This window comes from Georgenia phoenicis (assembly GCF_047302425.1).
Lineage (GTDB): Bacteria > Actinomycetota > Actinomycetes > Actinomycetales > Actinomycetaceae > Oceanitalea.
Genome location: NZ_CP154855.1, coordinates 3,396,176 through 3,417,196, shown reverse-complemented (window position 1 = coordinate 3,417,196; position 21,021 = coordinate 3,396,176). Strand labels below are relative to the sequence as shown.

At 69.9% G+C, this 21,021-nt stretch carries 21 protein-coding genes; 12 read left to right on the top strand and 9 right to left on the bottom strand.

Annotated elements, in window-relative coordinates; translation table 11 throughout:
* Positions 1-14: 14 nt before the first annotated feature.
* Genes AA0005_RS16100 through AA0005_RS16090 form a run of 3 tightly spaced genes read left to right on the top strand, consistent with a single transcriptional unit; the run spans position 15 to position 3,599 of the window.
* Positions 15-941 carry an ABC transporter permease gene (locus AA0005_RS16100; protein ID WP_413451143.1) on the top strand — a complete coding sequence of 309 codons (927 nt, stop codon included), beginning with the start codon at positions 15-17 and terminating at the stop codon, positions 939-941.
* Positions 934-1,908: an ABC transporter permease gene (locus AA0005_RS16095; RefSeq protein WP_413451142.1), complete on the top strand. Its 975-nt coding sequence runs from the start codon at positions 934-936 to the stop codon at positions 1,906-1,908. The genes AA0005_RS16100 and AA0005_RS16095 overlap by 8 nt, the downstream gene beginning before the upstream one ends.
* Complete coding sequence (locus AA0005_RS16090; RefSeq protein ID WP_413451141.1) at positions 1,905-3,599, top strand: dipeptide ABC transporter ATP-binding protein; 1,695 nt, start codon at positions 1,905-1,907, stop codon at positions 3,597-3,599. The genes AA0005_RS16095 and AA0005_RS16090 overlap by 4 nt, the downstream gene beginning before the upstream one ends.
* Before the next feature lie 105 nt (positions 3,600-3,704).
* Here the strand turns inward: AA0005_RS16090 and AA0005_RS16085 are convergent, their stop codons facing one another.
* From AA0005_RS16085 to AA0005_RS16075, 3 genes are read right to left on the bottom strand one after another with little or no spacing between them, the layout of a single operon-like run.
* On the bottom strand, positions 3,705-4,916 hold the full coding sequence (locus AA0005_RS16085; RefSeq protein WP_413451140.1) for a DNA recombination protein RmuC: 1,212 nt from the start codon (positions 4,914-4,916) through the stop codon (positions 3,705-3,707).
* Between the two features lie 40 nt (positions 4,917-4,956).
* On the bottom strand, positions 4,957-5,520 hold the full coding sequence (locus AA0005_RS16080) for a PH domain-containing protein (RefSeq protein ID WP_413451139.1): 564 nt from the start codon (positions 5,518-5,520) through the stop codon (positions 4,957-4,959).
* A gap of 22 nt (positions 5,521-5,542) precedes the next feature.
* The gene (locus AA0005_RS16075) at positions 5,543-5,884 is read right to left on the bottom strand and encodes a cupin (RefSeq protein WP_413451138.1); all 342 of its coding nucleotides are present in this window, start codon (positions 5,882-5,884) and stop codon (positions 5,543-5,545) included.
* A 1,043-nt stretch (positions 5,885-6,927) separates the two neighbouring features.
* Between AA0005_RS16075 and AA0005_RS16070 the strand changes: the two genes are divergently transcribed.
* The 5 genes from AA0005_RS16070 (at position 6,928) to AA0005_RS16050 (ending at position 12,164) form a co-directional block, all read left to right on the top strand.
* The gene (locus AA0005_RS16070; RefSeq protein ID WP_413451137.1) at positions 6,928-7,758 is read left to right on the top strand and encodes a hypothetical protein; all 831 of its coding nucleotides are present in this window, start codon (positions 6,928-6,930) and stop codon (positions 7,756-7,758) included.
* An 827-nt stretch (positions 7,759-8,585) separates the two neighbouring features.
* On the top strand, positions 8,586-8,777 hold the full coding sequence (locus AA0005_RS16065) for a hypothetical protein (RefSeq protein WP_413451136.1): 192 nt from the start codon (positions 8,586-8,588) through the stop codon (positions 8,775-8,777).
* A 65-nt stretch (positions 8,778-8,842) separates the two neighbouring features.
* Positions 8,843-9,928 carry a redox-regulated ATPase YchF gene (gene ychF, locus AA0005_RS16060; protein ID WP_413451135.1) on the top strand — a complete coding sequence of 362 codons (1,086 nt, stop codon included), beginning with the start codon at positions 8,843-8,845 and terminating at the stop codon, positions 9,926-9,928.
* A 96-nt stretch (positions 9,929-10,024) separates the two neighbouring features.
* Positions 10,025-10,462, top strand: a complete 438-nt coding sequence (locus AA0005_RS16055; protein ID WP_413451134.1) for a VOC family protein — start codon at positions 10,025-10,027, stop codon at positions 10,460-10,462.
* 37 nt (positions 10,463-10,499) lie between these two features.
* Entirely contained in the window at positions 10,500-12,164 is a 1,665-nt protein-coding gene (locus AA0005_RS16050; protein WP_413451133.1) for an ABC-F family ATP-binding cassette domain-containing protein, read from the top strand.
* Between the two features lie 315 nt (positions 12,165-12,479).
* Here the strand turns inward: AA0005_RS16050 and AA0005_RS16045 are convergent, their stop codons facing one another.
* The 4 genes from AA0005_RS16045 to AA0005_RS16030 all read right to left on the bottom strand — a co-directional run bounded on the left by AA0005_RS16045 (position 12,480) and on the right by AA0005_RS16030 (position 15,850).
* Positions 12,480-13,538: an RES family NAD+ phosphorylase gene (locus tag AA0005_RS16045; protein ID WP_413451132.1), complete on the bottom strand. Its 1,059-nt coding sequence runs from the start codon at positions 13,536-13,538 to the stop codon at positions 12,480-12,482.
* Positions 13,539-13,540: 2 nt separating this feature from the next.
* Complete coding sequence (locus AA0005_RS16040; RefSeq protein WP_413451131.1) at positions 13,541-14,473, bottom strand: sce7725 family protein; 933 nt, start codon at positions 14,471-14,473, stop codon at positions 13,541-13,543.
* 5 nt (positions 14,474-14,478) lie between these two features.
* A complete protein-coding gene (locus AA0005_RS16035) occupies positions 14,479-15,375 on the bottom strand; it encodes a sce7726 family protein (protein WP_413451130.1) in 897 nt (298 codons plus the stop codon).
* A 235-nt stretch (positions 15,376-15,610) separates the two neighbouring features.
* The gene (locus tag AA0005_RS16030; RefSeq protein WP_413453111.1) at positions 15,611-15,850 is read right to left on the bottom strand and encodes an MBL fold metallo-hydrolase; all 240 of its coding nucleotides are present in this window, start codon (positions 15,848-15,850) and stop codon (positions 15,611-15,613) included.
* A gap of 50 nt (positions 15,851-15,900) precedes the next feature.
* Here AA0005_RS16030 and AA0005_RS16025 point away from each other — a divergent pair, with 50 nt between their 5' ends.
* Positions 15,901-16,434, top strand: coding sequence for a TetR/AcrR family transcriptional regulator (locus tag AA0005_RS16025; RefSeq protein WP_413451129.1), 534 nt, complete (start codon positions 15,901-15,903; stop codon positions 16,432-16,434).
* Positions 16,435-16,441: 7 nt separating this feature from the next.
* Here the strand turns inward: AA0005_RS16025 and yidD are convergent, their stop codons facing one another.
* Positions 16,442-16,729 (bottom strand): membrane protein insertion efficiency factor YidD, encoded by a 288-nt coding sequence (yidD, locus tag AA0005_RS16020; protein WP_413451128.1) that lies wholly within the window; start codon positions 16,727-16,729, stop codon positions 16,442-16,444.
* Positions 16,730-16,848: 119 nt separating this feature from the next.
* On the opposite strand from yidD, the gene AA0005_RS16015 reads away from it, so the two are divergent.
* The 3 genes from AA0005_RS16015 (at position 16,849) to AA0005_RS16005 (ending at position 19,163) form a co-directional block, all read left to right on the top strand.
* Positions 16,849-17,370: a hypothetical protein gene (locus tag AA0005_RS16015; protein ID WP_413451127.1), complete on the top strand. Its 522-nt coding sequence runs from the start codon at positions 16,849-16,851 to the stop codon at positions 17,368-17,370.
* Between the two features lies 1 nt (position 17,371).
* Positions 17,372-18,220, top strand: coding sequence for a hypothetical protein (locus AA0005_RS16010; RefSeq protein ID WP_413451126.1), 849 nt, complete (start codon positions 17,372-17,374; stop codon positions 18,218-18,220).
* A gap of 76 nt (positions 18,221-18,296) precedes the next feature.
* Positions 18,297-19,163 (top strand): AraC family transcriptional regulator, encoded by an 867-nt coding sequence (locus tag AA0005_RS16005; protein WP_413451125.1) that lies wholly within the window; start codon positions 18,297-18,299, stop codon positions 19,161-19,163.
* 30 nt (positions 19,164-19,193) lie between these two features.
* Here AA0005_RS16005 and AA0005_RS16000 read toward each other — a convergent pair whose 3' ends face one another.
* On the bottom strand, positions 19,194-21,002 hold the full coding sequence (locus AA0005_RS16000) for a S9 family peptidase (protein WP_413451124.1): 1,809 nt from the start codon (positions 21,000-21,002) through the stop codon (positions 19,194-19,196).
* Positions 21,003-21,021: the final 19 nt, after the last annotated feature.

Here is a 21,021-nt window from a genome sequence, read left to right as displayed (position 1 = left end):
GAAGCGACAACGGCATGGTCAGGTACATCGGGCGGCGCCTCCTCCAGCTCGTCCCCGTGTTCCTCGGTGCGACGCTACTCATCTACGCGATGGTGTTTGCGTTGCCCGGGGACCCGGTGGCGGCGCTCGGAGGAGAGCGCGGCCTGCCCGAAGCGGTCCAGCAGCAGATCCGAGAGCAGTACAACCTCGACGAGCCCTTCCTCGTCCAGTACCTGCTCTTCCTCCGGGGCATCCTCACGCTCGACCTCGGGGTGACCTTCTCCGGACGTGAGGTGCTCGACGTCATCCAGGACGCGCTGCCGGTGACCTTCCGGCTGGCGATCATGGCCCTCGCCTTCGAGGCGATCTTCGGCGTGGTCCTCGGTCTGGTCGCGGGCCTGCGCCGCGGGGGCGTCTTCGACTCCACGGTGCTCGTCCTCAGCCTGCTGGTCATCGCGGTGCCGACCTTCGTCATCGGCTTCGTGCTCCAGTTCGTCGTCGGCGTCCAGCTCGGCTGGCTACCGGTGACGGCGGGCAACGACCCAGGGTTCCGCTCGTTGCTCATGCCCGCGGCGGTGCTCGGGGCGGTGTCCCTGGCCTACGTGCTGCGCCTGACGCGGACCTCGGTCGCGGAGAACCTCACCGCCGACTACGTCCGCACGGCCCGGGCCAAGGGGCTGACGCGCAACCGGGTCATCTCGGTGCACGTCCTGCGCAACTCCCTCATCCCCGTCGTCACCTTCCTCGGTGCCGACCTCGGCACGCTCATGGGCGGCGCCATCGTCACCGAGGGCATCTTCAACATCAACGGGGTCGGCGGCACGCTGTTCCGGGCGATCATCCAGGGTGAGAACGTCACCGTCGTCTCCCTGACGACCGTGCTCGTCGTCGTCTACATCCTGGCGAACCTGCTCGTCGACCTCCTGTACGCCGCCCTCGACCCGAGGATCCGATATGCCTGAGCTGCCTCAGAGCGCCGGGCCGGCGCCGCGCGCGGCCCGGCGCGGCCAGGAGCACTTCTTCGCCGAGCTCGACGAGGCCGGCCTCGGTGCGGTCGACGCCGTCGCCGACAGCGGCGCACCCTCGACCATGTGGGGCGAGGCGTGGTCCAAGCTGCGCCGTCGCCCGCTGTTCTGGGTGTCCGCCGCGATCATCCTGCTCGTGTGCACGGTGGCGCTGTTCCCGTCCCTGTTCACCTCCCAGGACCCGCGGTTCTGCGAGCTCGCCCGCTCCCTCGAGGGCCCGGGCGCCGGGCACCCCTTCGGTTTCGACCGGCAGGGCTGCGACCTGTACTCCCGCGTCATCTACGGCGCCCGCTCCTCGGTGACCGTGGGTGTGGTGACGACGGCGATCGTCTTCGTCCTCGGTACCGCGATCGGCGCGCTGGCCGGCTTCCTCGGCGGCTGGTTCGACACACTGCTCTCCCGGCTCACCGACATCTTCTTCGCCATCCCGCTCGTCCTCGCCGCGATCGTCTTCATGCAGGTCACCGCGAGCCGCACGATCTGGACGGTCGCCCTGGTGCTCGCCGTCTTCGGCTGGCCGCCGGTGGCCCGCATCGCGCGCGGCGCGGTGATGAACGTGAAGAACAACGACTACGTGACGGCGTCCCGGGCGCTGGGCGCGGGCCGGTTCACCGTCCTGCTGCGCCACATCCTGCCCAACGCGGCCGCGCCGATCATCGTCTACGTGACGGTGGCGCTGGGGACCTTCATCGTCGCCGAGGCGACGCTGAGCTTCCTCGGCGTCGGACTGCCGCCCTCGATCGTGTCGTGGGGTGGGGACATCTCCCAGGCCCAGGCCTCGCTGCGGACCCGGCCGGGGGTGCTGTTCTACCCGTCCGGCGCACTGGCACTGACGGTGCTCGGCTTCATCATGATGGGCGACGCCGTGCGCGACGCCCTCGACCCCAGGGTGCGTGACCGGTGAGCGAGAACCTCCGTCCCGACGAGCCGCTCCTGGAGGTCCGCGACCTCGAGGTGAGCTTCCGCTCGACCACGGGCACCGTCCCGGCGGTGCGCGGCGCCAACCTCACCGTGTACCCCGGGCAGAGCGTCGCGATCGTCGGCGAGTCCGGCTCGGGCAAGTCGACGCTCGCCAACGCGGTCATCGACCTCCTCCCGGGCACGGGCAAGGTCACCGGCGGCACCATCACCTTCGGGGGCCGGGACATCACCCGGCTCAGCCGCAAGGAGATGGAGCGGCTGCGCGGCCGGGAGATCGGTCTGGTCCCGCAGGACCCGATGACGAACCTCAACCCGGTGTGGAAGATCGGCTTCCAGGTGCGCGAGGCGCTCGCCGCGAACGGTGTCGCCAAGGGCCGCGCCGCGAAGGTGCGCGCCAACGAGGTGCTCGCCGAGGCGGGCCTCGACGACGCCGAGCGCCGCTCGCGCCAGTACCCCCACGAGTTCTCCGGCGGCATGCGCCAGCGCGCGCTCATCGGCGTGGGCCTGGCCGGCAACCCGCGGCTGCTCATCGCCGACGAGCTGACCTCCGCCCTGGACGTCACCGTCCAGCGCCGCATCCTCGACCACCTCGACAAGCTCACGCGCGAGCGGAACGTCGCGGTCCTCTTCATCACCCACGACCTCGGCCTGGCGGCCGAGCGCGCCGAGCACCTCGTCGTCATGCGGCGCGGGCTCGTCGTGGAGTCCGGGCCGGCCGAGCAGATCCTCACCGACCCACAGCATCCCTACACGCGCCGGCTCGTCGACTCAGCGCCCTCGCTGACCTCGCGCCGCATCCAGAGTGCGCACGAGCGCGGCGAGGACAGCGGGGAGCAGCTGAGCCACGGTGACGTGAGCAAGCGCCCGGACATCCTCGTGGCCGAGAACCTCGTCAAGGAGTTCTCGCTGCGTGGCTCGCTGCCCGGTGGTGGGAGCACCTTCCGGGCGGTCGACGACGTCTCGTTCACCGTCCCGCGCGGCGCCACCATGGCGCTCGTGGGGGAGTCGGGCTCGGGCAAGTCGACGGTCGCCAACATCATGCTCAACCTCCTCGAGCCCACCTCGGGGCGGGTGACCTTCGAGGGGACGGACCTGTCCTCCCTGTCGAAGCGGGAGCTCTTCGACTTCCGCCGCAAGGTCCAGCCCATCTTCCAGAACCCCTACGGGTCGCTGGACCCGATGTACTCGATCTTCCGCACGATCGAGGAGCCGCTGCGTCTGCACGGGGTGGGCAACGCCAAGGAGCGCGCGGCGCGGGTGGCCGAGATGCTCGACCTCGTCGCGCTGCCGAAGTCGACGATGCGCCGCTACCCCGGTGAGCTGTCCGGCGGGCAGCGCCAGCGCATCGCGATCGCGAGGGCGCTCGCCCTGGAGCCCTCGCTCGTCGTGTGCGACGAGGCGGTCTCCGCCCTCGACGTGCTCGTCCAGGACCAGATCCTCACCCTGCTGGCCGACCTGCAGCGCGAGCTCGGGCTGACCTACCTCTTCATCACCCACGACCTCGCGGTGGTCCGCCAGATCGCCGACACGGTCGCGGTGATGGAGAAGGGCAAGATCGTGGAGATGGCGACAACCGACGAGGTCTTCGAGTCCCCCTCGCAGGCCTACACCCGCGAGCTGCTCGGCGCGATCCCCGGCGCCCACCTCGACCTCGGCGGCGGCCGGCGCGCCTGAGCGCAGGCCCACTCCCCGCTCGGGAAACGGCTCCGCGCTGCTGATTGGATCAGCGGCGCGGAGCCGTTGCCGTACCGGGAGCCAGCGGCACGCCGGCGCCCGGGCTCAGCGGCCCAGCGGGAGCTGCTCGGGGAGCTCACCGGCCAGCGGGTCGGTGAGCTCGTTCGCGGTGAAGCGGCGCACCTGGGCGCGCTCGGGATCCACCTCGCGCACCTCCAGGTCCCCGTGGTCGAGGCCGTCGAAGCCGCGGGCGGTGACGAGCAGGCGGGACTCCACCGAGCCGACGAGCCTGTTGTAGTGCTGCACGGCGCTCTCCAGGGTGCGGCCGAGCTGGGCGGTGTGCCCGGCCACCGTGCCCAGCCGCTCGTAGAGCGTGCGCCCGAGCTCGAGGAGCCGCTTGGCGTCCTCGGTGACGGTCGAGGAGGTCCAGATCGTCGCCGTCGTGCGCAGGAGAGCGAGGAGCGAGGCGGGAGACGTGGGAGCGACGCCCTGGCGAAGGGCGTGCTCGAGGAGGGCGGGGTCGGCCTCGAGGGCGGCGGCGAGCAGCCCCTCGGAGGGGACGAACATGACGACGAGCTCGGGGCTGCCGGCGAGCTGCTCGTGGTAGCGCCGTGAGGCGAGGGCGTCGACGTGGCCGCGCAGCGCCCGGGCGTGGGCGGCGAGGAGACGCTCGCGACGGTCGGCGGCCTCGGGGTCGTCGACCGCGGTGATGGCGCTGGCCTCGAGGTAGGCGTCGAAGGGCACCTTGGCGTCGATGACGAGGTACTTCTCCTCGGGCAGCCGCACGACGACGTCGGGCCGAGCCGCCCCCGCGCCCGCCCGTGCCCCGGGCAGCGAGGCGACGGTGGCCTGCTCGAGGAAGTCGACGTGCCGCAGCATCCCGGAGGCCTCGAGGACGCGACGCAGCTGCACCTCGCCCCACTGGCCGCGGGCCGTTCCCGAACGCAGCGCGCCGGCGAGGCTGGCGGTGGTGGCGCGCAGCTCGGCGTCGCTGCGCTGGGCGGCGTGCAGCCGCTCGGCCAGCACGGTGTACTGCTCGGTGCGCTCCCGCTCGAGCTCGGCGACGTGCTCCCCGACCTGTGCGAGGGTGGCGCGCACCGGCGCCAGGGCGCGCAGGACGTCGTGGTCGCGGGCCGCGCGGTCCCGCAGGTCGGTGCACTCCTCGGCCAGCGCCTCGGCACGCGCGTGCGCGGCGGCGGCCTGCTGCCGTGCGCGGGAGGTGGCCGCCTCGGCGCGCACCCGGCCCAGGAGCAGGCCCAGCACGAGACCGATGGTGAGGGTGGCTACGGCCAGGAGGATCGCCGTCGTCGTGTCCATGCCCCCAGGGTGGCAGCGACCACCGACATCGCCGGGGAGGTCAGAGCAGGAGGGAGGCGAGCGCGAGACCGGCGGTGGCGAGGAGGACTCCGGCCGGGACGATGTCCAGCTGCCGCTCGGGCTGCGCCGAGCCCCGGGTGAGGTGCTCCTCGATCACCCGGGCGGCGACGTGCGGGTCGCCGCCACCGGGCACGTCGGCGTCGATCGTGCGCAGCGGCGGCGGGGCCGCGGGCGCCTCGCCACGCCCGCTGGTCCAGCGGCTGATCGCGCTGCGCGAGGGCAGCGCCCAGGCGCCCACCGGGCGGCCGTGCGTGGTGATCTCCAGGCCCCAGCGGGTGCGGGTGCCGGTGACGGCGGCCCAGGGCAGCCAGGTGGTGCTGATGACGTTGACCACGCGCACGCCGTCGCGCTCGACCCGCACGAGCGGGCGCCAGAAGGCGGTCCAGCCGAGGACGGCGAGCAGGAGTGGCAGCGCCCCGTAGCGGAGCACCTCCTCGGCGCCGCCGTTGACGGCGAAGGCGGCGAGGACGGCGACGGCGACCACCCACGTGGCGACGGCGTAGCCGCGGCTGGCGCTGGCACGGAAGACGATGGCGGGCTGCACCGCGCCATCATCGCAGGCCCGCTCACTCGTTCTGCGGGGGCTCCCCGGGCTGGCTGGTCACGGTGGTGAGGAGGAAGACGGAGTCCTCGAGGGCGACGACGGCGTGGCGCTGGTGGGTGAGGACGTGCAGCTCGCCGGCGGTGAGGACCGGCTCGTCTTCACCGGTCACCCGGACCCGGCCCACGAGCACCTGGAGGCTCGCGGCGTGCGGGGCGTTGTGCTCGGCCAGCTCGGTTCCCTCCCGCAGCGCGAGGATCGACTGGCGCAGCACGCCGTCGCGAATGACGAGCTCGGCGCTGCGGCCGTGCTCGTCGGCGAGGGCGGCCTGGAGATGGGAGGTGACGAGGGCGTTGAGGTCGGGCATCGGTCCTCCTGGGAGCGGGTGGTCGCTCTCACCGTGGCACAGCGGGCGGGCGCCCGCACGGGACGCCGACTCGTCCTCATCCCCGACCCCGCGCCCGTTGGGCCGCAAGGCGCGGGTGCCCCGGGGGCCGCTCAGGCGCCTGGAACAAGACGAAGGACCTCGGGCTGGCGCCGGGATCCATTCCGCCGCTACTGCGGCGGTCTGCGGCGCCAAGTACGCCATGCGCCACCCAGTCAAGGCCGCGGGCAGGACCTTGGTACGCCGCCCTCGGCGCCGTCGATGGTGTCCCCGCCCTCGCCGCCAAGTACGCATCGAACCACCGCAGCGCGATCGCATCCGGAGCGCAAGGCGGTCGGCGCGGTCCGGCGCCAACACCCGCCAGACGGTTGCCGATGTCGACAGGCAGAAGGAGGAGCGCGTCTCTTGCACGGACGTGAGGTCGGATGCCGGGTTGACGAGACCCACAGTGACGGCTCCCAGGATGAGGGTGGGGGCGCTAGCGACCCCACACCAGACGCCGGGCGAGAGGGGGCGAGCCCCGATCTCCGACGTTACTCAAGCTGAGCAGGAAGCCATGCCCGTAGCTGAGGTGCCGCCGATTATGTCGCCTGCCGGAAGCGGGACCACGCGACCCCCGCGGGTTCGAGCGGACGTGTGCCGTACACCGCTCAGCAGCACCGAGGAGCGCAGGCTTCGAGGACGGCCCCCCGCGCTACCACCGGCCGGCCTGCGCTGGTTCGCCTCCTCGTCGATGTCGACGAGCTAGACGCAGTCATCGGCAGCGGTGCGTGACCCGGGAGCGAAGCGGCCGCCGACAGGTGAGCCGGCGCGGTGACGGTTGAGGTTACTCATGCCAAGGTCGTGTGCGGCCCGGCCTGATGTTCGGGGCGGCGGTCCGGCGGAAGTGCCGCCCAAACTTCCGCGGTTGGTGCTCGTTCGCGTCGAGAACTCCTGCCTTTGGTGGTCGATCGAGCAACGGCCCCGTGGATACGTTGAAATCACGGGGAGGCCAACGGGGGCTCCCGCGACTTGCAAGGGGAACAATGAACGGGCTCGCAGCTGTCGTGTCATTGGCGATGGTCGCAGGCGGTGTTTCAGCGGCGCCCGGCGAGCCCGAGGGGCGCACCTCAGATGTCGTACACGAGGCCATGGCCGTTGTCGGTCAGCAGACCGCCAAGGAGAACATCGAGGTTGTCGGCCAGGCCGGCTCCACTGTTCGAGCCGAGACCGAGGATGGAACCTTCGCCGTCACCGCCGAGCCAGGGGTTGACGCCGCAGTCGTCCAGCATGAGGACGGGCTGCAGGTCATGGCGGTCCTCGAGGACGGCGCCACCCAGACCACCTACGACCTGACTGTCCCAGAAGGGGTGGAGCTGGTGCCGTCTGGCGACGCCTTCGAGTTCGTCGTCGAGGAGGGCGGCAGCCGCCTCTCGCTCGGAGAGATCGAGGCGCCGTGGGCGGTGGATGCCGAAGGTCGACTGGTGGAGACCTCCTACGAGCTCGACGGGCAGCGCCTCGTCCAGCACATCGAAGGTGACGTCACCTACCCCGTCGTCGCGGACCCTCGCCTCACCTTCGGCGTCGGTGTGTATCTGAACATGTGGGGCTGGGAGATGAACGCGGTATCCACGGCCATCGTGGCCGCGGGTGGGGCGGCCGCCGTCGCGACGTGCGCTCTGAACAAGGTCCCGGCGGGACTGGCGAGCCTGACGAAGCTGCTATGCACGGCTGTGGGTGCGCCGACCCTGGCCGCCATCTACCGTGAAATCCTGAAGGTCTGGAGGGACGGGAGCGACGTGCAGGCCTGCTACCAGGCTCGGATCGTCGGCCCCCGCACAGCATTCACCAAGGTGGGAGCACAGAACTGTGGGTGAACGGAGCTCGTTCTCGCTGATGGCACCAAGGGGGAGTCGTACTCCCGCTGACCTGTGGTGGGTCGCAGTCATCGTCATCCTGGTCGTCGGTCTCGCGCTTAGCTGGCCGGTGTGGCAAATGCTGCTGGTGTCAGTCGTCGCGGCGGTCGCACTGGGTGCAGGTCACCTCTTGGTGGTGTCGCGAAGAAGGCGCTCCCGCTCCTAGGGGGTCGACGGGCTTCGGCTTTCGGGTCCTGAGCCCACAGCGCCCCCTCACCCGTGCTGGTGAGGGGGCGCTGTGACGTGCACGGTTGGGTCGGGCGCTATGTCGCCGTCAACTTGGCTCGGGTGATGGCGGTCTGGTCCTGGCCGTTGTACTCCTTGGAATCCTTCCCCGTCGCCCGGTCGATGACGACGTCGTCTCTCTAGTCGAGCTTCGGCGGGTTGGTGGCCCACCAGGAGACGACCTCACCGGTGTCGGTCTGCATCTTCACGAGGGTGCGTGGACACCTTCTCGCGCTTCTTGGCGCGCATCCGCTCGACGGCGGAGATTGCCGAGGCGAGCAGGGGTGACAAGGCGGGAGGAGACATGCTCCTCGTCCAGGAGCAGGCGGATGTTGGCCGGCCAGTCGCCGTCCTGCCCGTCGAGGGTTTCCGAGATCTCGGCCTTGAGGTCTGCGGGGTCGATGGCGGCGGCGGCGAGGGGGAGCTGCTCGTCCAGGAGGAGCTGGCCACGACGATGCGCACCTCGCCGCCGACGGCGTCCAGGCCTTTTACACGAGGGCGCTCGCGGACTCGCTGGCCACGGTGCCGGGGATCGACCTGCGTCCTTCGCCGGCTACGAGATCGTGAGTTGGGAGCCGGTGCGCGGCGCCGTCGGGGAGCACGAGGAGCTCGCCCCGCTGCCGCTGCCCGGGGCGTCGCATTCCGCGTGCGCCTTCGGATCCGTCAACGCGCTCGCGGTGGATCCGGGGACCGGGACGCTCACCGGTGCCGCCGACCCGCGCCGGGAGGCGGCCGTGGAGGTCGCCGGCGGCTGACCCGCGCCGCGGGGTGGGGCAGGCCACCGGTCCGCGCCCTCGCCCGGCACGTAGACTCGGTGCCCGTGGCCCTCACCATCGGAATCGCCGGACTGCCCAACGTCGGCAAGTCGACCCTCTTCAACGCCCTGACCCGCGCGACGGTGCTCGCCGCGAACTACCCGTTCGCGACGATCGAGCCCAACGTCGGCGTCGTCCCGCTGCCCGACCCGCGGCTGGACAAGCTGGCGGAGGTCTTCGGCTCGCAGAAGATCCTCCCCGCGACGGTCTCCTTCGTCGACATCGCCGGCATCGTCCGCGGCGCCTCCGAGGGGGAGGGGCTGGGCAACCAGTTCCTCGCCAACATCCGCGAGGCCGACGCGATCTGCCTCGTGACGCGCGCCTTCAGCGACCCCGACGTCGTCCACGTCGAGGGCAAGGTGTCCCCGGCCGAGGACATCGAGACGATCGTCACCGAGCTCGTCCTCGCCGACCTCCAGACGATGGAGAAGGCGATCCCGCGCCTCGAGAAGGAGGTCCGCGGGAGGAAGACCGACGCCGCCGTCCTCGACACCGCGAAGGCAGTACTCGCGCTGCTGGAGGAGGGCACCGCGGTCTCCTCCGGCGCGGAGAAGGCGGGGCTCGACATGGAGCACGTCGCCTCCTTCCAGCTGCTCTCCGCCAAGCCCTTCATCTACGTGTTCAACACCGACGACGAGGGCCTGGCCGACGAGGCGATGCAGGCCGAGCTGCGCGGCCTGGTGGCCCCGGCCGACGCGATCTTCCTCGACGCCAAGTTCGAGTCCGAGCTCGTCGAGCTCGAGCCCGAGGAGGCCGCCGAGATGCTGGCCGACGCCGGGCAGGAGGAGGCCGGCCTCGACAAGCTGGCGCGGGTCGGCTTCGAGACCCTCGGCCTGCAGACCTACCTCACCGCCGGGCCCAAGGAGGCCCGCGCCTGGACCATCCCCAAGGGCGCGACCGCCCCGGAGGCCGCCGGCGTCATCCACACCGACTTCCAGCGCGGCTTCATCAAGGCCGAGATCGTCTCCTTCGACGACCTCGTCGCCGCCGGCTCCATGGCGGAGGCCAAGGCCAAGGGCCAGGTGCGCATCGAGGGCAAGGAGTACGTCATGCAGGACGGCGACGTCGTGGAGTTCCGCTTCAACGTGTGAGCAGGTTCGGGATCGTGCGGGGTTCGGGTCCCAGCAGGATCCGAACCCCTCACGATGTTCCTGGCGGGACCTCGAGCCCGCCGCTACCGTCGTGACATGGCCATCAGGCTCGAGAACGTCGGCATCGCCGTCCGCGACATCGAGGCCGCGGTCGCCTTCTTCACCGACCTCGGCCTCACGGTCCTCGGCCGCGACACGGTGAGCGGGGAGTGGGCCGACACGGCGGTTGGGCTCGACGGCAACCACGCGCGGATCGCGATGCTCCAGACGCCCGACGGCCACGGGCGCCTCGAGCTGTTCGAGTACCTCCACCCGGACGCCATCGAGACCGAGCCGACCCGCCCGAACGAGATCGGCATGCACCGGGTCGCCTTCGCGGTCGAGAACCTCGATGAGGCGCTCGCGGTCGCGGCACGACACGGCTGCCACCCGCTGCGGGGCGTGGCCACGTACGAGGACGCCTACCGGCTCACCTACGTCCGCGGGCCGAGCGGGATCATTGTCATGCTCGCCGAGGAGCTTCACGGCGCCTGAGCAAGGGCACGCGCCTCCCCGGTGCGAGGATTGGCCGATGACCGCGACCCTCGTGACCCACGGCCTGGCCGGCGGGTACGGCCATCGCACCCTCTTCGACTCGCTCGACCTCACCGTCGCGCCCGGCGACGTCCTCGGGGTGGTCGGGGCCAACGGCGCCGGTAAGTCCACGCTGCTCAAGCTGCTCGCAGGCAGGGACCACCCGCAGGCGGGCACCGTCACGCTGTCCCCGGCGGACGCTTTCGTCGGCTGGCTGCCGCAGGAGCACGAGCGCATCCCCGGTGAGACCGTGGCCGAGTACATCGCCCGCCGGACGGGGTGCTCCGAGGCGAGCCGGGACCTGGATGCCGCGGCGGCAGCCCTCGGTGATCCGTCGCTGGCCGCCGACGGCGTCGACCCGGCCGACGCGTACTCCGCGGCGCTGGACCGTTGGATGGCCAGCGGCGCCGCCGACCTCGACGAGCGTCTCCCCGCCGTGCTCGCCGACCTCGGCCTGGACCTCGGCGGAGCGCGACCCGAGGACGCGCTGATGACCTCGCTGTCCGGAGGGCAGGCCGCACGTGTCGGGCTGGCGGCGCTGCTCCTGTCCCGTTTCGACATCGTGCTCCTCGACGAGCCGACGAACGACCTCGACCTCGACGGTCTCGAGCGGCTCGAGTCCGTCGTCCGTCGGCTCCGCGGTGGCGTCGTCGTCATCAGTCACGACCGCGAGTTCCTCGCGCGCTGCGTGACGCGCGTGCTGGAGCTCGACCTGGCCCAGGGCGCGAACCGGGTGTTCGGCGGCGGCTACGACGCGTACCTGGAGGAGCGGGAGACCGTCCGCCGTCACCAGCGGGAGCAGTACGAGGAGTTCGCCGAGAAGAAGGCCGACCTCGTCGCGCGGGCCAGGACGCAGCGGGAGTGGTCGAGCCAGGGCGTGCGCAACGCGATCCGGAAGGCGCCGGACAACGACAAGATCCGGCGCCGGGCGGCGAGCGAGTCGAGCGAGAAGCAGGCGCAGAAGGTCCGCCAGATGGAGAGCCGCATCGCCCGGCTCGAGGAGGTCGAGGAGCCGCGCAAGGAGTGGCAGCTCCAGTTCACCATCGGGTCGGCGCCGCGTTCCGGTTCGGTGGTCTCCACGCTGAGCTCCGCGGTGTTCCGGCAGGGCTCCTTCACGCTCGGCCCGGTGTCGCTGCAGGTGAACGCCGGGGAGCGGATCGGCATCACCGGACCGAACGGGGCGGGGAAGTCGACCCTGCTGCGTGCGCTGCTCGGCCGGCAGCTGCCCGACGAGGGAACGGCGAGCCTGGGGGCCAGCGTGCACGTCGGTGAGATCGACCAGGCACGCGGCCAGCTGGCAGGGAGCCAGCTCCTCGTCACCGCCTTCGAGGAGCGCGTCCCGCACCTGACGTCCGGAGAGGTGCGGACGCTGCTGGCGAAGTTCGGGCTCAAGGCCGACCACGTCAACCGTCCCGTCGACGAGCTGTCAGCGGGGGAGCGCACCCGCGCCGGACTGGCGCTGTTGCAGGCCCGCGGCGTCAACCTGCTCGTCCTCGACGAGCCGACGAACCACCTCGACCTGCCGGCCATCGAGCAGCTCGAGCAGGCGCTCGAGTCCTACGACGGCACCCTGCTGCTGGTGACCCACGACCGGCGCATGCTCGCCACGGTGCGGACCGACCGGCGGTGGCACGTCGAAGCCGGCCAGGTCACCGAGCTGTAGGCGGGCTCCTTGGGCTCGGCCCGACCGCCGTGCCGCATGCCTCATGCGCAGACCGAGCTCTCGTGCACCAAAGCAGCCAGCACGCCGTACACGGCGGTGATGTCGGGAGGTTGCTCTCGAAGTCAGGATCGTCGCCCTGGAGCTGTTGCCGGCTCAGATGGTGATCCGGGAGTCTCGGGTGTGATTCATCGTGAATATGAACGGGCTGATCGAGGGACTCTGTGCCATGTCCCCCGTGCCCAGCCCTTGGCGAATCGGTGGAACTTCGCTGCCGCAGGCGGCTCGCGGATGTTACGGGAACGCCGTCGACAGGCGTCAGGCCATTGCGGAGATTTCTACCGAGACCCGACCCACGCGAGTCACCGACACTCCTAGCCCCGAAGCAAGGTCCGGATCGAAAAGGGCCAGATTCACTCCACTACTAACGGAACTACGGTATATGACCCCTTGGTATCCTTGCTTCTTAATGAACTCGCACAGGTACTGGCTCGGAATGTACTCGAAAGCAGCGCTGCGCGGCTGTACAGGCTTAGTGAGCTCTTCTCCGAGCCGCTCTAACAGCGGTAGCCCAGCCTGAAGTGAGGCCATCTGCTCCCGGTTCTCAAGGAGGAAGGGTGATGCGCTCTTCCGGGGCGAGCGAAGGTCGAGCGCACGAATAGGAGGGACGTCGTACGTGGCGACGCAAGCCATCTCGCCGGTGTGAGGCCGCACTTCTGCAACCGCGGTCCCAGGCGTCGACCCGAGGTAGAGGTACCGAATTCCTGCGGGATTCGCCCGCCCGTGGCCCGCTAGGCGAGCGGGCGGAGCGCCCATATTCTCGAGGGGGATCGGCTCGTCGTTAGGCAAGAGGCGAGCTCGATACCACGTTTCTGCGATGCTTGCGAACTCGTCGGCAGGCGCCAATAGTTGGTCGAGCAACTCGCCAAGCCGGTCTAAATCGATGGGCTCGTCAAGAAACCAGCGGTTACGATGCATCATCTCGTCTCGTAGGTGCTCCCAGCGCTGAGGGGTCTCGTGGAGCGGTAAATCTACGGGCGAGAAGGCCCGCCTTACGATCTCCCCGTCATCGAGAATGTCCGCTAGGAGTTCCTTTGCATGAGCTTCGTCCATCGTGGGATGGTCGAAGAGGCGCCAGTCTTGTGCGAGGAGCGACGGCAGCGACCAGCCACTCTCATCAGGGACGTAGCAGTCAAGCACCATCTCGAACCATTGATTCAATGCCGAAGGGTCAATGGTTGTGGTGTTGGTCGTGCCGCAGTACCCGCAGGTGCCGATATGGGGGGACCCTGTGTCGTCAGAAACTACCTTGGGGATAATGCTACGGGTCAGGCCCGGATCGCCGAAACAGTCGGCACAGCAGTACTTCTTGGCCATCGTTATTGACCGTGGTAAATCGAGAGTGTCTCGAGGTGATGCTTGATCGAGAGCTTCTTTATGTATCCCAATCCTGGGAAGTGTCCCCGGTGGTGCAGGTCTCGAAACTCACTAATGGCACTAGTTTCGAATAGGTGTGATCGCCCAGAGTCGAGCGTCGCGATCAGTTTCCCCACTGCTTGAGCGAACTTTCCGGCAGGGTCTGTTGGAGTGTCGTTTGTGTCGGACTTGAAGTGGTAAATGAGCATGGCGTCATCCTGGCCTGGATCGACGAATGTCAAGTGGATGGCGACCGCGTAGGCGGGCCCGCCGCCTTCGCTGTAGTTGTCGCCCACGGTCAAGAAGTCCCCGTATCCGTCCATGCCCCGGTCTGGGTATGTGATGTGGAGGTCCGAGAAAGTGTCGATGAACTGGTAATCGGCGTTCTTCATTTGCACGAAGCCGTCGCCGACTAGTACTCGCGGCGCTCCCTGAAAATGACGACGATACAGCAGGTTGGAATGTGCTTCTAGAAACACGTTCCAGAAGGGTGCGTCGTCGCCGAGAGTCCGAGAGAGTGTGCGAGCATCAGTAAATCCGGAGTGGATTATCGCCGATCCGCCTGAACTGTGGTCGGTAAGGTATTGAATCGCCTGCGCTGTGGTCGTTTCGCTAGTCAAGAGGATGCCTGCGCGAATCGCGTCATTGCCGCGATGGTCGCCAAGTAGGTCGCGTATGGCGTGGCCGCCGTACCTATGGTCTCCATGGCGCGGATTGACTACCACTACGGCTTGAGCGCCGGCCTCGGTTAGAGCGCCCAGCGTCTTCGTAAGCCCACTGAGCGACTCCCGGACCGGTTCAATGATCGGGGTGAAACCGGAGGATGCGATCAGGGGTGCAGCCTCGCGGATTGCGATCAACTCGAACTGCTTGCCGCGGAAGTACGGATAGTACATGGATCTCATCTCCAGCCAAGGGCGTCGACCAGCGGCGTGTCGAATGCTTCGAGGATGTGCGTTTGACTTCTGGCGTTGGGGTTGATCGCAAGCGATATTGCGCGGACTGAGCCGGGCACTGAACGGACGAAGTTCGCCAGGGACGCTTGCGAGCGCGTCTGCTTCAGCACCTTCACCGCCTCGCCATGGGCGCTTGTCGCGTCTAGTTGTGCGAAGAGGAGGGAGAGCTCGGTGCGCCGGCGGGTGTTGGGAACGTCTGGCACTGCGTGGCCGAGGCGAGTGAGGACTTCGCTTGCCTCGGTGGTGCGCAGAGTCTCCAGGATCATTGTCGGAATGGTGCGCTCCGGGCGCGTCAAAGCCTCGCGTTCGGTCTGGAGCCGGAATCGGTCCGAGAGAGTGATCACTCCCACGTCCGCGGGCGCCGCATTCAGCACTTCGGACAAATGCGTCCTGCTTGTAACTACGTATACTGTAGCGAAAACTTGGCGGTAGTTCGCGAGTTGGCTCGTCAGGCGGTTTAGCGAGTCTCGTTCGGACTTAATCTCATAGGCGGTGGAGGTGCCGTTGAGTACCACTACGTCGGCCTTCGAGGAGCCTGCGCGGAACTCGCTCAGGAGCGTTGCGGTATTTAGGGAGTGGCGACCGAGGAGTATCTTCTGGGTAAGTGCCGATCGGTATACGTAATCATCTCGGAATGGTGAGCGACTTAGTTGATCGAATGCTACGTCGAAGACTTTGCCGACAGTATAAGTGTGGGGAAGTAGCTCGGCGATGTGTGCTTGTTGGATTAGTCGTGAAAACAGAGCCGATTTGCCTTGCTTCCCAAAATCTCGAAAGATGCGGGCGGAGAAGAGGTGACTCAGTGCCGATGCGTTGCGTTCGTCGATTCGCAGGTGCTTCAAATCGTCTCCCTCCCTTGTGTTGATGCCTCCTGTCGGTTCTGATCGTACCGCCCAGGTGAGTCTGAGGCGTTTAGTTGATGAACTTGATGGGACGTGCCTGTCGAGTTGCTGTGGACCGTGCGGCGGTGGGCCAAGGGGTGTCGGATCGAAGCCTGGCCTGGCTGCCGGCGCGCGGTGGTTCGCATGGCCGCGCGCATCGTCGCCCTGCTGGCGTCAGGCTGCCGACGTTCGCAGATCAGGCAGTGCGGACCGCCGCTGCGACACTGGCCGGTGTGCCGCGGCACGGCGCCCCGTGACCGGGCAGCACCCACGAGGCGTCGAGGCCGGCGAGCCGGTCGAGCGAGGTGAGGGCTTCCTCGGGTGTGTCGGTGAACGGAGCTGGCTGCAGCCCGGTGCGGCCGGTGAGGACGTGCCGGGTGGTGAGCGCATCACCCACGAAGACAGCGTCCGCGAGATCCTTGCGGGGGGATAGGATGGCTACAGTAGTTAGCCATGATGGCTAATGGCAATAGCCAAGGAGCCCGGATGCCGTCGCCCAACCGCACGACGAACGAGGAAGTCGTCGCCGCCGCGCAGGAGATCCTCGAGAGCGCGGGCCTGGCCGGCCTGACCATGCAGTCGGTCGCCGCGCGGGTGGGTGTCAGGGCGCCGTCGCTCTACAAGCGGTTCCACGACCGGGACGCGCTCCTCACCGCCGTCGTCGCCGCCGCCGTCGAGGATCTGGGCGAGCGGCTCGAGTGCGCGGGGCCGGACCTCGAGGCGCTGGCCCGCGCCTACCGGGGCTTCGCCCACGAACGGCCCGAGGCCTTCCGTCTCGTCTTCACCCCGTACGCCGAGAAGGACGCCCTGCGGCGCTCATCCGCCCCGGTGCTCCGTGCCGCCGCGGACCTCGTCGGCGACGACGACGCGCTCCCCGCCGCCCGGACGTTCACCGCCTGGGCGACGGGCTTCCTCCAGATGGAGCTCGCCGGGGCCTTCCGCCTCGGTGGCGACGTCGACGCGGCTTTCGACTACGGCCTCGAGCGTCTCCGCGCGGGGCTCAAGGCCGCTGGCGCCTGAGGCGGCGTCAGCGACCGAAGCGGAAGGGGATGGGGATGCCGCCGCAGCAGCACACCCCCTGCACGCCACCGGACGCCGCGAGGAGGGTCGCCGCCTGGTAGCAGGCGACGAAGCGGGCGACGGTCGGCACGACGCTGCGGGCGACTCCTCGCCGGGCGACGACGTCACGGACCGCCGCTGAGCAGGACGGCCCTCCGTGCGCGACGAGGTGCGCGCAGGTCCAGCCCTTCCTGGGCGACAGGCGCTCCTGGTAGAGGCGGATGAGCGTGTCGACGACGCGGGTGGCGGAGCCCATCGCGTCACCGTAGCCGCCGCCCCACGGCTCGGCGCGGCGAGCGGGTCCGGCGGTCCGCCGTCGGACGTCGCGCGCCAAAGCCGCCATCGGTCCGCGGGTGCGCGGCTACGCTTCCGCACATGGGACCGGTGAGCAGGGACGCCCGTCCCCTGGACGAGCCGACGGCGTCGTCCACGGAGGTCAAGCGGCTCTCTCCCACCGGGGTGGCGGTGCGGGCGCTCGCGACGGTCGCCGCGCTCGGCGTCCTCGCCTTCGGGCAGGTCGCCGACACCAACGACCTCTTCCCGCTCGGCACGCTCTCGCAGTTCGCGACGGCGCGGGACCTCAACGGCACCGTCCGCTCGACCTACCTCCTCGCCGACACCGCCACCGAGAGCGGGCAGCGCATCGCCATGAACAAGCAGACGATCGGGGTGGCGCGGGCGGAGGTCGAGGGCCAGCTGCAGCGGATCCGCGACAACCCCGAGCTCATGCAGTCCCTCATCGACGGCTACGCCGCTCTCAAGCCGGACCGGGAGCCGATCCGGACGCTCTACCTCATGCGATCGGTCCAGCAGCTGGAGAACGGCCTCGTCGTGGGCGAGCCCGAGCACGTCGAGCTGCTGCGCTGGGACGCCACCATCACGCCGGAGGAGGGCTGACGTGCGCGCCGTCCTCGACTGGCTCACCCGCCCCGTCCCGCTGGCGCGCGTCGCCGCGTTCCGGGCGCTGGTCTACGCCTTCGTCGTGTGGGACGTGCTCTTCAACTTCAACGACGTCATCGAGCACTCCTACGTCCCCGAGCTCTACCAGTCCACGCTGCTGGCCCGGCTGGTCCACCTGCCGCCGCTGAGCACGGCGGTGTCCTACGCGCTGCTCGCCGCGCTTGTCGCCTCGTGCGTGCTGGCGATCGCCGGCAAGGCGCAACGCCTCACCGGCTGGGGCGTCGCGCTGACCTTCTGGGTCTGGGCGCTCAACTCCCAGGGCTTCTCCTACGTGCAGCACGACCACATGGCGCTCATGATCGCCACCCTCGTCCTGCCGACGGCGGGAGTCGCCCACTACCGCGACCACCGCCTCTCGCAGGCCGCCGGGTGGGCGATGCGCTGCATCCAGATCGCCACCGTGCTCACGTACTTCGGCTCCGTCTTCGCCAAGTGGTCCCGCGCCGGGAGCCTCGTCACCTGGGCCAACGGGTCGGTGCTCACCTGGGCGATCGTCCGGCGCGGCTCCCACTTCGTGGAGTGGACGCTCGCGTACCCGATGCTCCTGCGAGCGGCCCAGTGGGCCTCCCTCACCCTGGAGATCCTCTCCCCGGTGGTCCTCTTCCTGCGGGGCCGCTGGCTCTACCTCGCCATCGGCTGCTTCTTCGCCTTCCACCTCGCCACCTTCATCGCCATGGGCATCCACTTCCTGCCCACGGTGGTGTGCTGGTTCGCCTTTCTGCCGCTGGAGAAGGTCACCGAGCGGATCGCCGCCCGCCGTGAGCGGACGACCGCCGTCGCGGCCTGACCGATGACATCGGGCCAGGATCATCGGGTCCGACTCCCGTGCCGGCGCGCACGCTGGTGTGTGAAAGGAGGACCACGTGATCGGCACGCTCAACGCCCTGGTCGACCTCGTCGAGCAGAACCACGACGAGACGATCGACGCCGCCGGGTTCGCGCGCGAGCACGGCACCACCGAGTACCACCTGCGCCGGATGTTCTCGGCGCTCGCGGGGATGCCGCTCTCCGAGTACGTCCGCCGACGGCGGATGACGCTCGCCGCCGCCGACCTCGTGCGCGGTGAGCCGAACCTGCTCGAGCTGGCCGTGCGCTACGGCTACGGCTCGGTCGAGGCCTTCGGGCGGGCGTTCCGCGCCGTCCACGGCACGGGCCCGGCAGACGTGCGCCGACACGGTGGTCCGCTCAGCACACAACCCGTGCTCAGGTTCCGCCTGAGCGTCGAAGGGAGCACAACCATGGACGTCACCATCACCGACCGTCCCGCCTTCACCCTCGCCGGCCACGTGGCCGAGGGGCCGCTCATCCACCAGGGGGTCAATCCGCACATCCAGGAGCACATCGCCTCGATCGCCCCCGAGGAGCACGGCCACCTCAAGGCGCTGAGCGACACCGAGCCCGGCGGCATCCTCGCCGTCACCGCGGACATCGAGCCCGACGCCCCCGAGGGCTCGATGCTCACCTACCTGCACGCCGTCGCCGTGCGTGCCGAGACCGCTGTACCGGACGACCTCGACTCCATGCCGGTGGAGGCCGGCACGTGGGCGGTCTTCCACTCGAGCGGACCGTTCCCGAACGCCCTGCAGCGGACCTGGGCCGCCACCGCCACCGAGTGGTTCCCCTCCAACCCGTGGCGGCTGCGTCCGGGCCCCTCGATCCTGCGCTACCTCGAGCTCACGGACACCCACGCGACCTGCGAGATCTGGATGCCGATCGAACGGGCCGACTGACCAGCAGTCGCCGAGCGGAGGCCGCCCAGGTCACCGTGCCAGGTGCCGCCGCAGGAACTCGATGGCGGACGGGTAGGCGTCCTGGCGGTTCTCCCGCTTCGCCAGGCCGTGCCCCTCGTCCTCGTACACGCGCAGCTCGCAGTCGACGCCGCGGCCGGCGAGGGCGTCGCGGATCTGCTCGGCCTCGCTCAGCGGCACTCGCGGGTCGTTGGCGCCGTGGATGACGAAGAGCGGCGCGACGATGTCGTCGAGGTAGGTGATCGGCGAGGCCGCCTCGAGGAACTCGCGGTCCTCCGCGAGGCTCCCGTACTCCCGCTCCCGGTACGCCACCCGGTAGGGCGAGGTGTTCTCGAGGAAGGTGACGAGCGAGCTCATCCCCACGATGTCCACGCCGGCCGCCCACCGCTCCGGCTGCATGGCCACACCCGCGAGCACCATGTACCCGCCGTACGAGCCGCCCCACAGCGCGCTGCGCGCCGGGTCCAGCCCCTGGGTCGGCAGCCAGTCGTGGATCGCGGCGAGGTCGGCCACCGAGTCGAGCCGCAGCCGGACGTCGTCGAGGGAGTACCAGCGCTTCCCGTACGTCGTCGAGCCGCGCACGTTCGGGACCAGCACGGTGAGACCGGCCGAGACGAGCGCCTGGACCACCGGGCTGAAGCTCCGCATCGACGCCGACTCCGGCCCGCCGTGGATGAGCAGCACCGACGCACCCGCGAGCGGGCCGTCACCAAGCGCTGAGTAGCGGAAGCACGGCACCTCCTCGCCGTCCGGCGTCGGCACTCGGTGCACCGTCGGCGCCACGAGCGACCCGCCCGCCTCCGCCGGCACCTCGACGGCCGCGAGCGGCGTCGACGCCCCCGTCGCCACGTCGACGAGGTGGAGGCCCGAGGGGTCCGTGGGCGTGGACAGCGTGACGACGAGCCGCCGCTCGTCGGCCGCCCACACGACGTCGGGCACCCCCTCCCCGGGCAGGTCGACGGCGCAGCGGAAGCCGCCGTCGCCGTCGTGCACGGCGAGGGTGACGACGCCGTCACGCACGGTCCCGACGACCATCGCCCTCCCGGACGGTGAGGCCCACAGCCGCAGGTCGTGGGCCTCGTCGGTGACGAGCCAGGTCCACTCCCGCCCGTCGAGGGAGACGCGCGCGATGCCGGTGAACTCGCGCCCGTGGTTGGACTCGACGAGCAGCGCCTCGTCCCCGGGCGCCCACGCGACCTGCGCGTGGCGCGCGTGCTCGTCCGGGTCCGTGACGGCGCCGTCCCCGACGGCGCGCGGCCCCGAGACGCGCACGAGCGTCGAGGCGGGCCGCAGGCTCAGGCACGTCACGGCGACGGAGCTGTGGTCGTGGGAGACGGCGGCCGCGGCCACGTAGCCCCCGCCGTCGTGCACCACCCGCTCTGCCCCGGTGGCGAGGTCGCGGACGACGACGTCCATGTCGACGCCGTTGCGGCGGTTGGTGTGGAAGACGAGGGACTCGGCGGTGACGTCCTGGAGGACGTGCATGTAGCGGCGGTCGCGGACGAGCGGCACGAGCCCGTCGAGCGTCACCGGCTGCGCGGGCGGCGGATCGAGCTCGAGGAGGGAGAGCTGCATGAGCTCGTCACCGTCCGTGTCGTGCTGGACGACGACGGCGCGGCGGCCCGGCACGTAGCGGCCCGAGCAGCGGCTGGGCAGCGCGGTGAGGGGCGTGCGGCTCCCGTCGGGCGCGATCTCGACGAGCTGGACGCTGCCGAGCTCGTCGTGCCCGGCGAGGACGCGGCCGGCGTCGTCGACGTCGAACGCGACCCACGCGCGCAGGTCGAGGAGGGAACGGACCACAGTGTCGATGTCGCTGCTCACGCACTCGAACATATCCCGG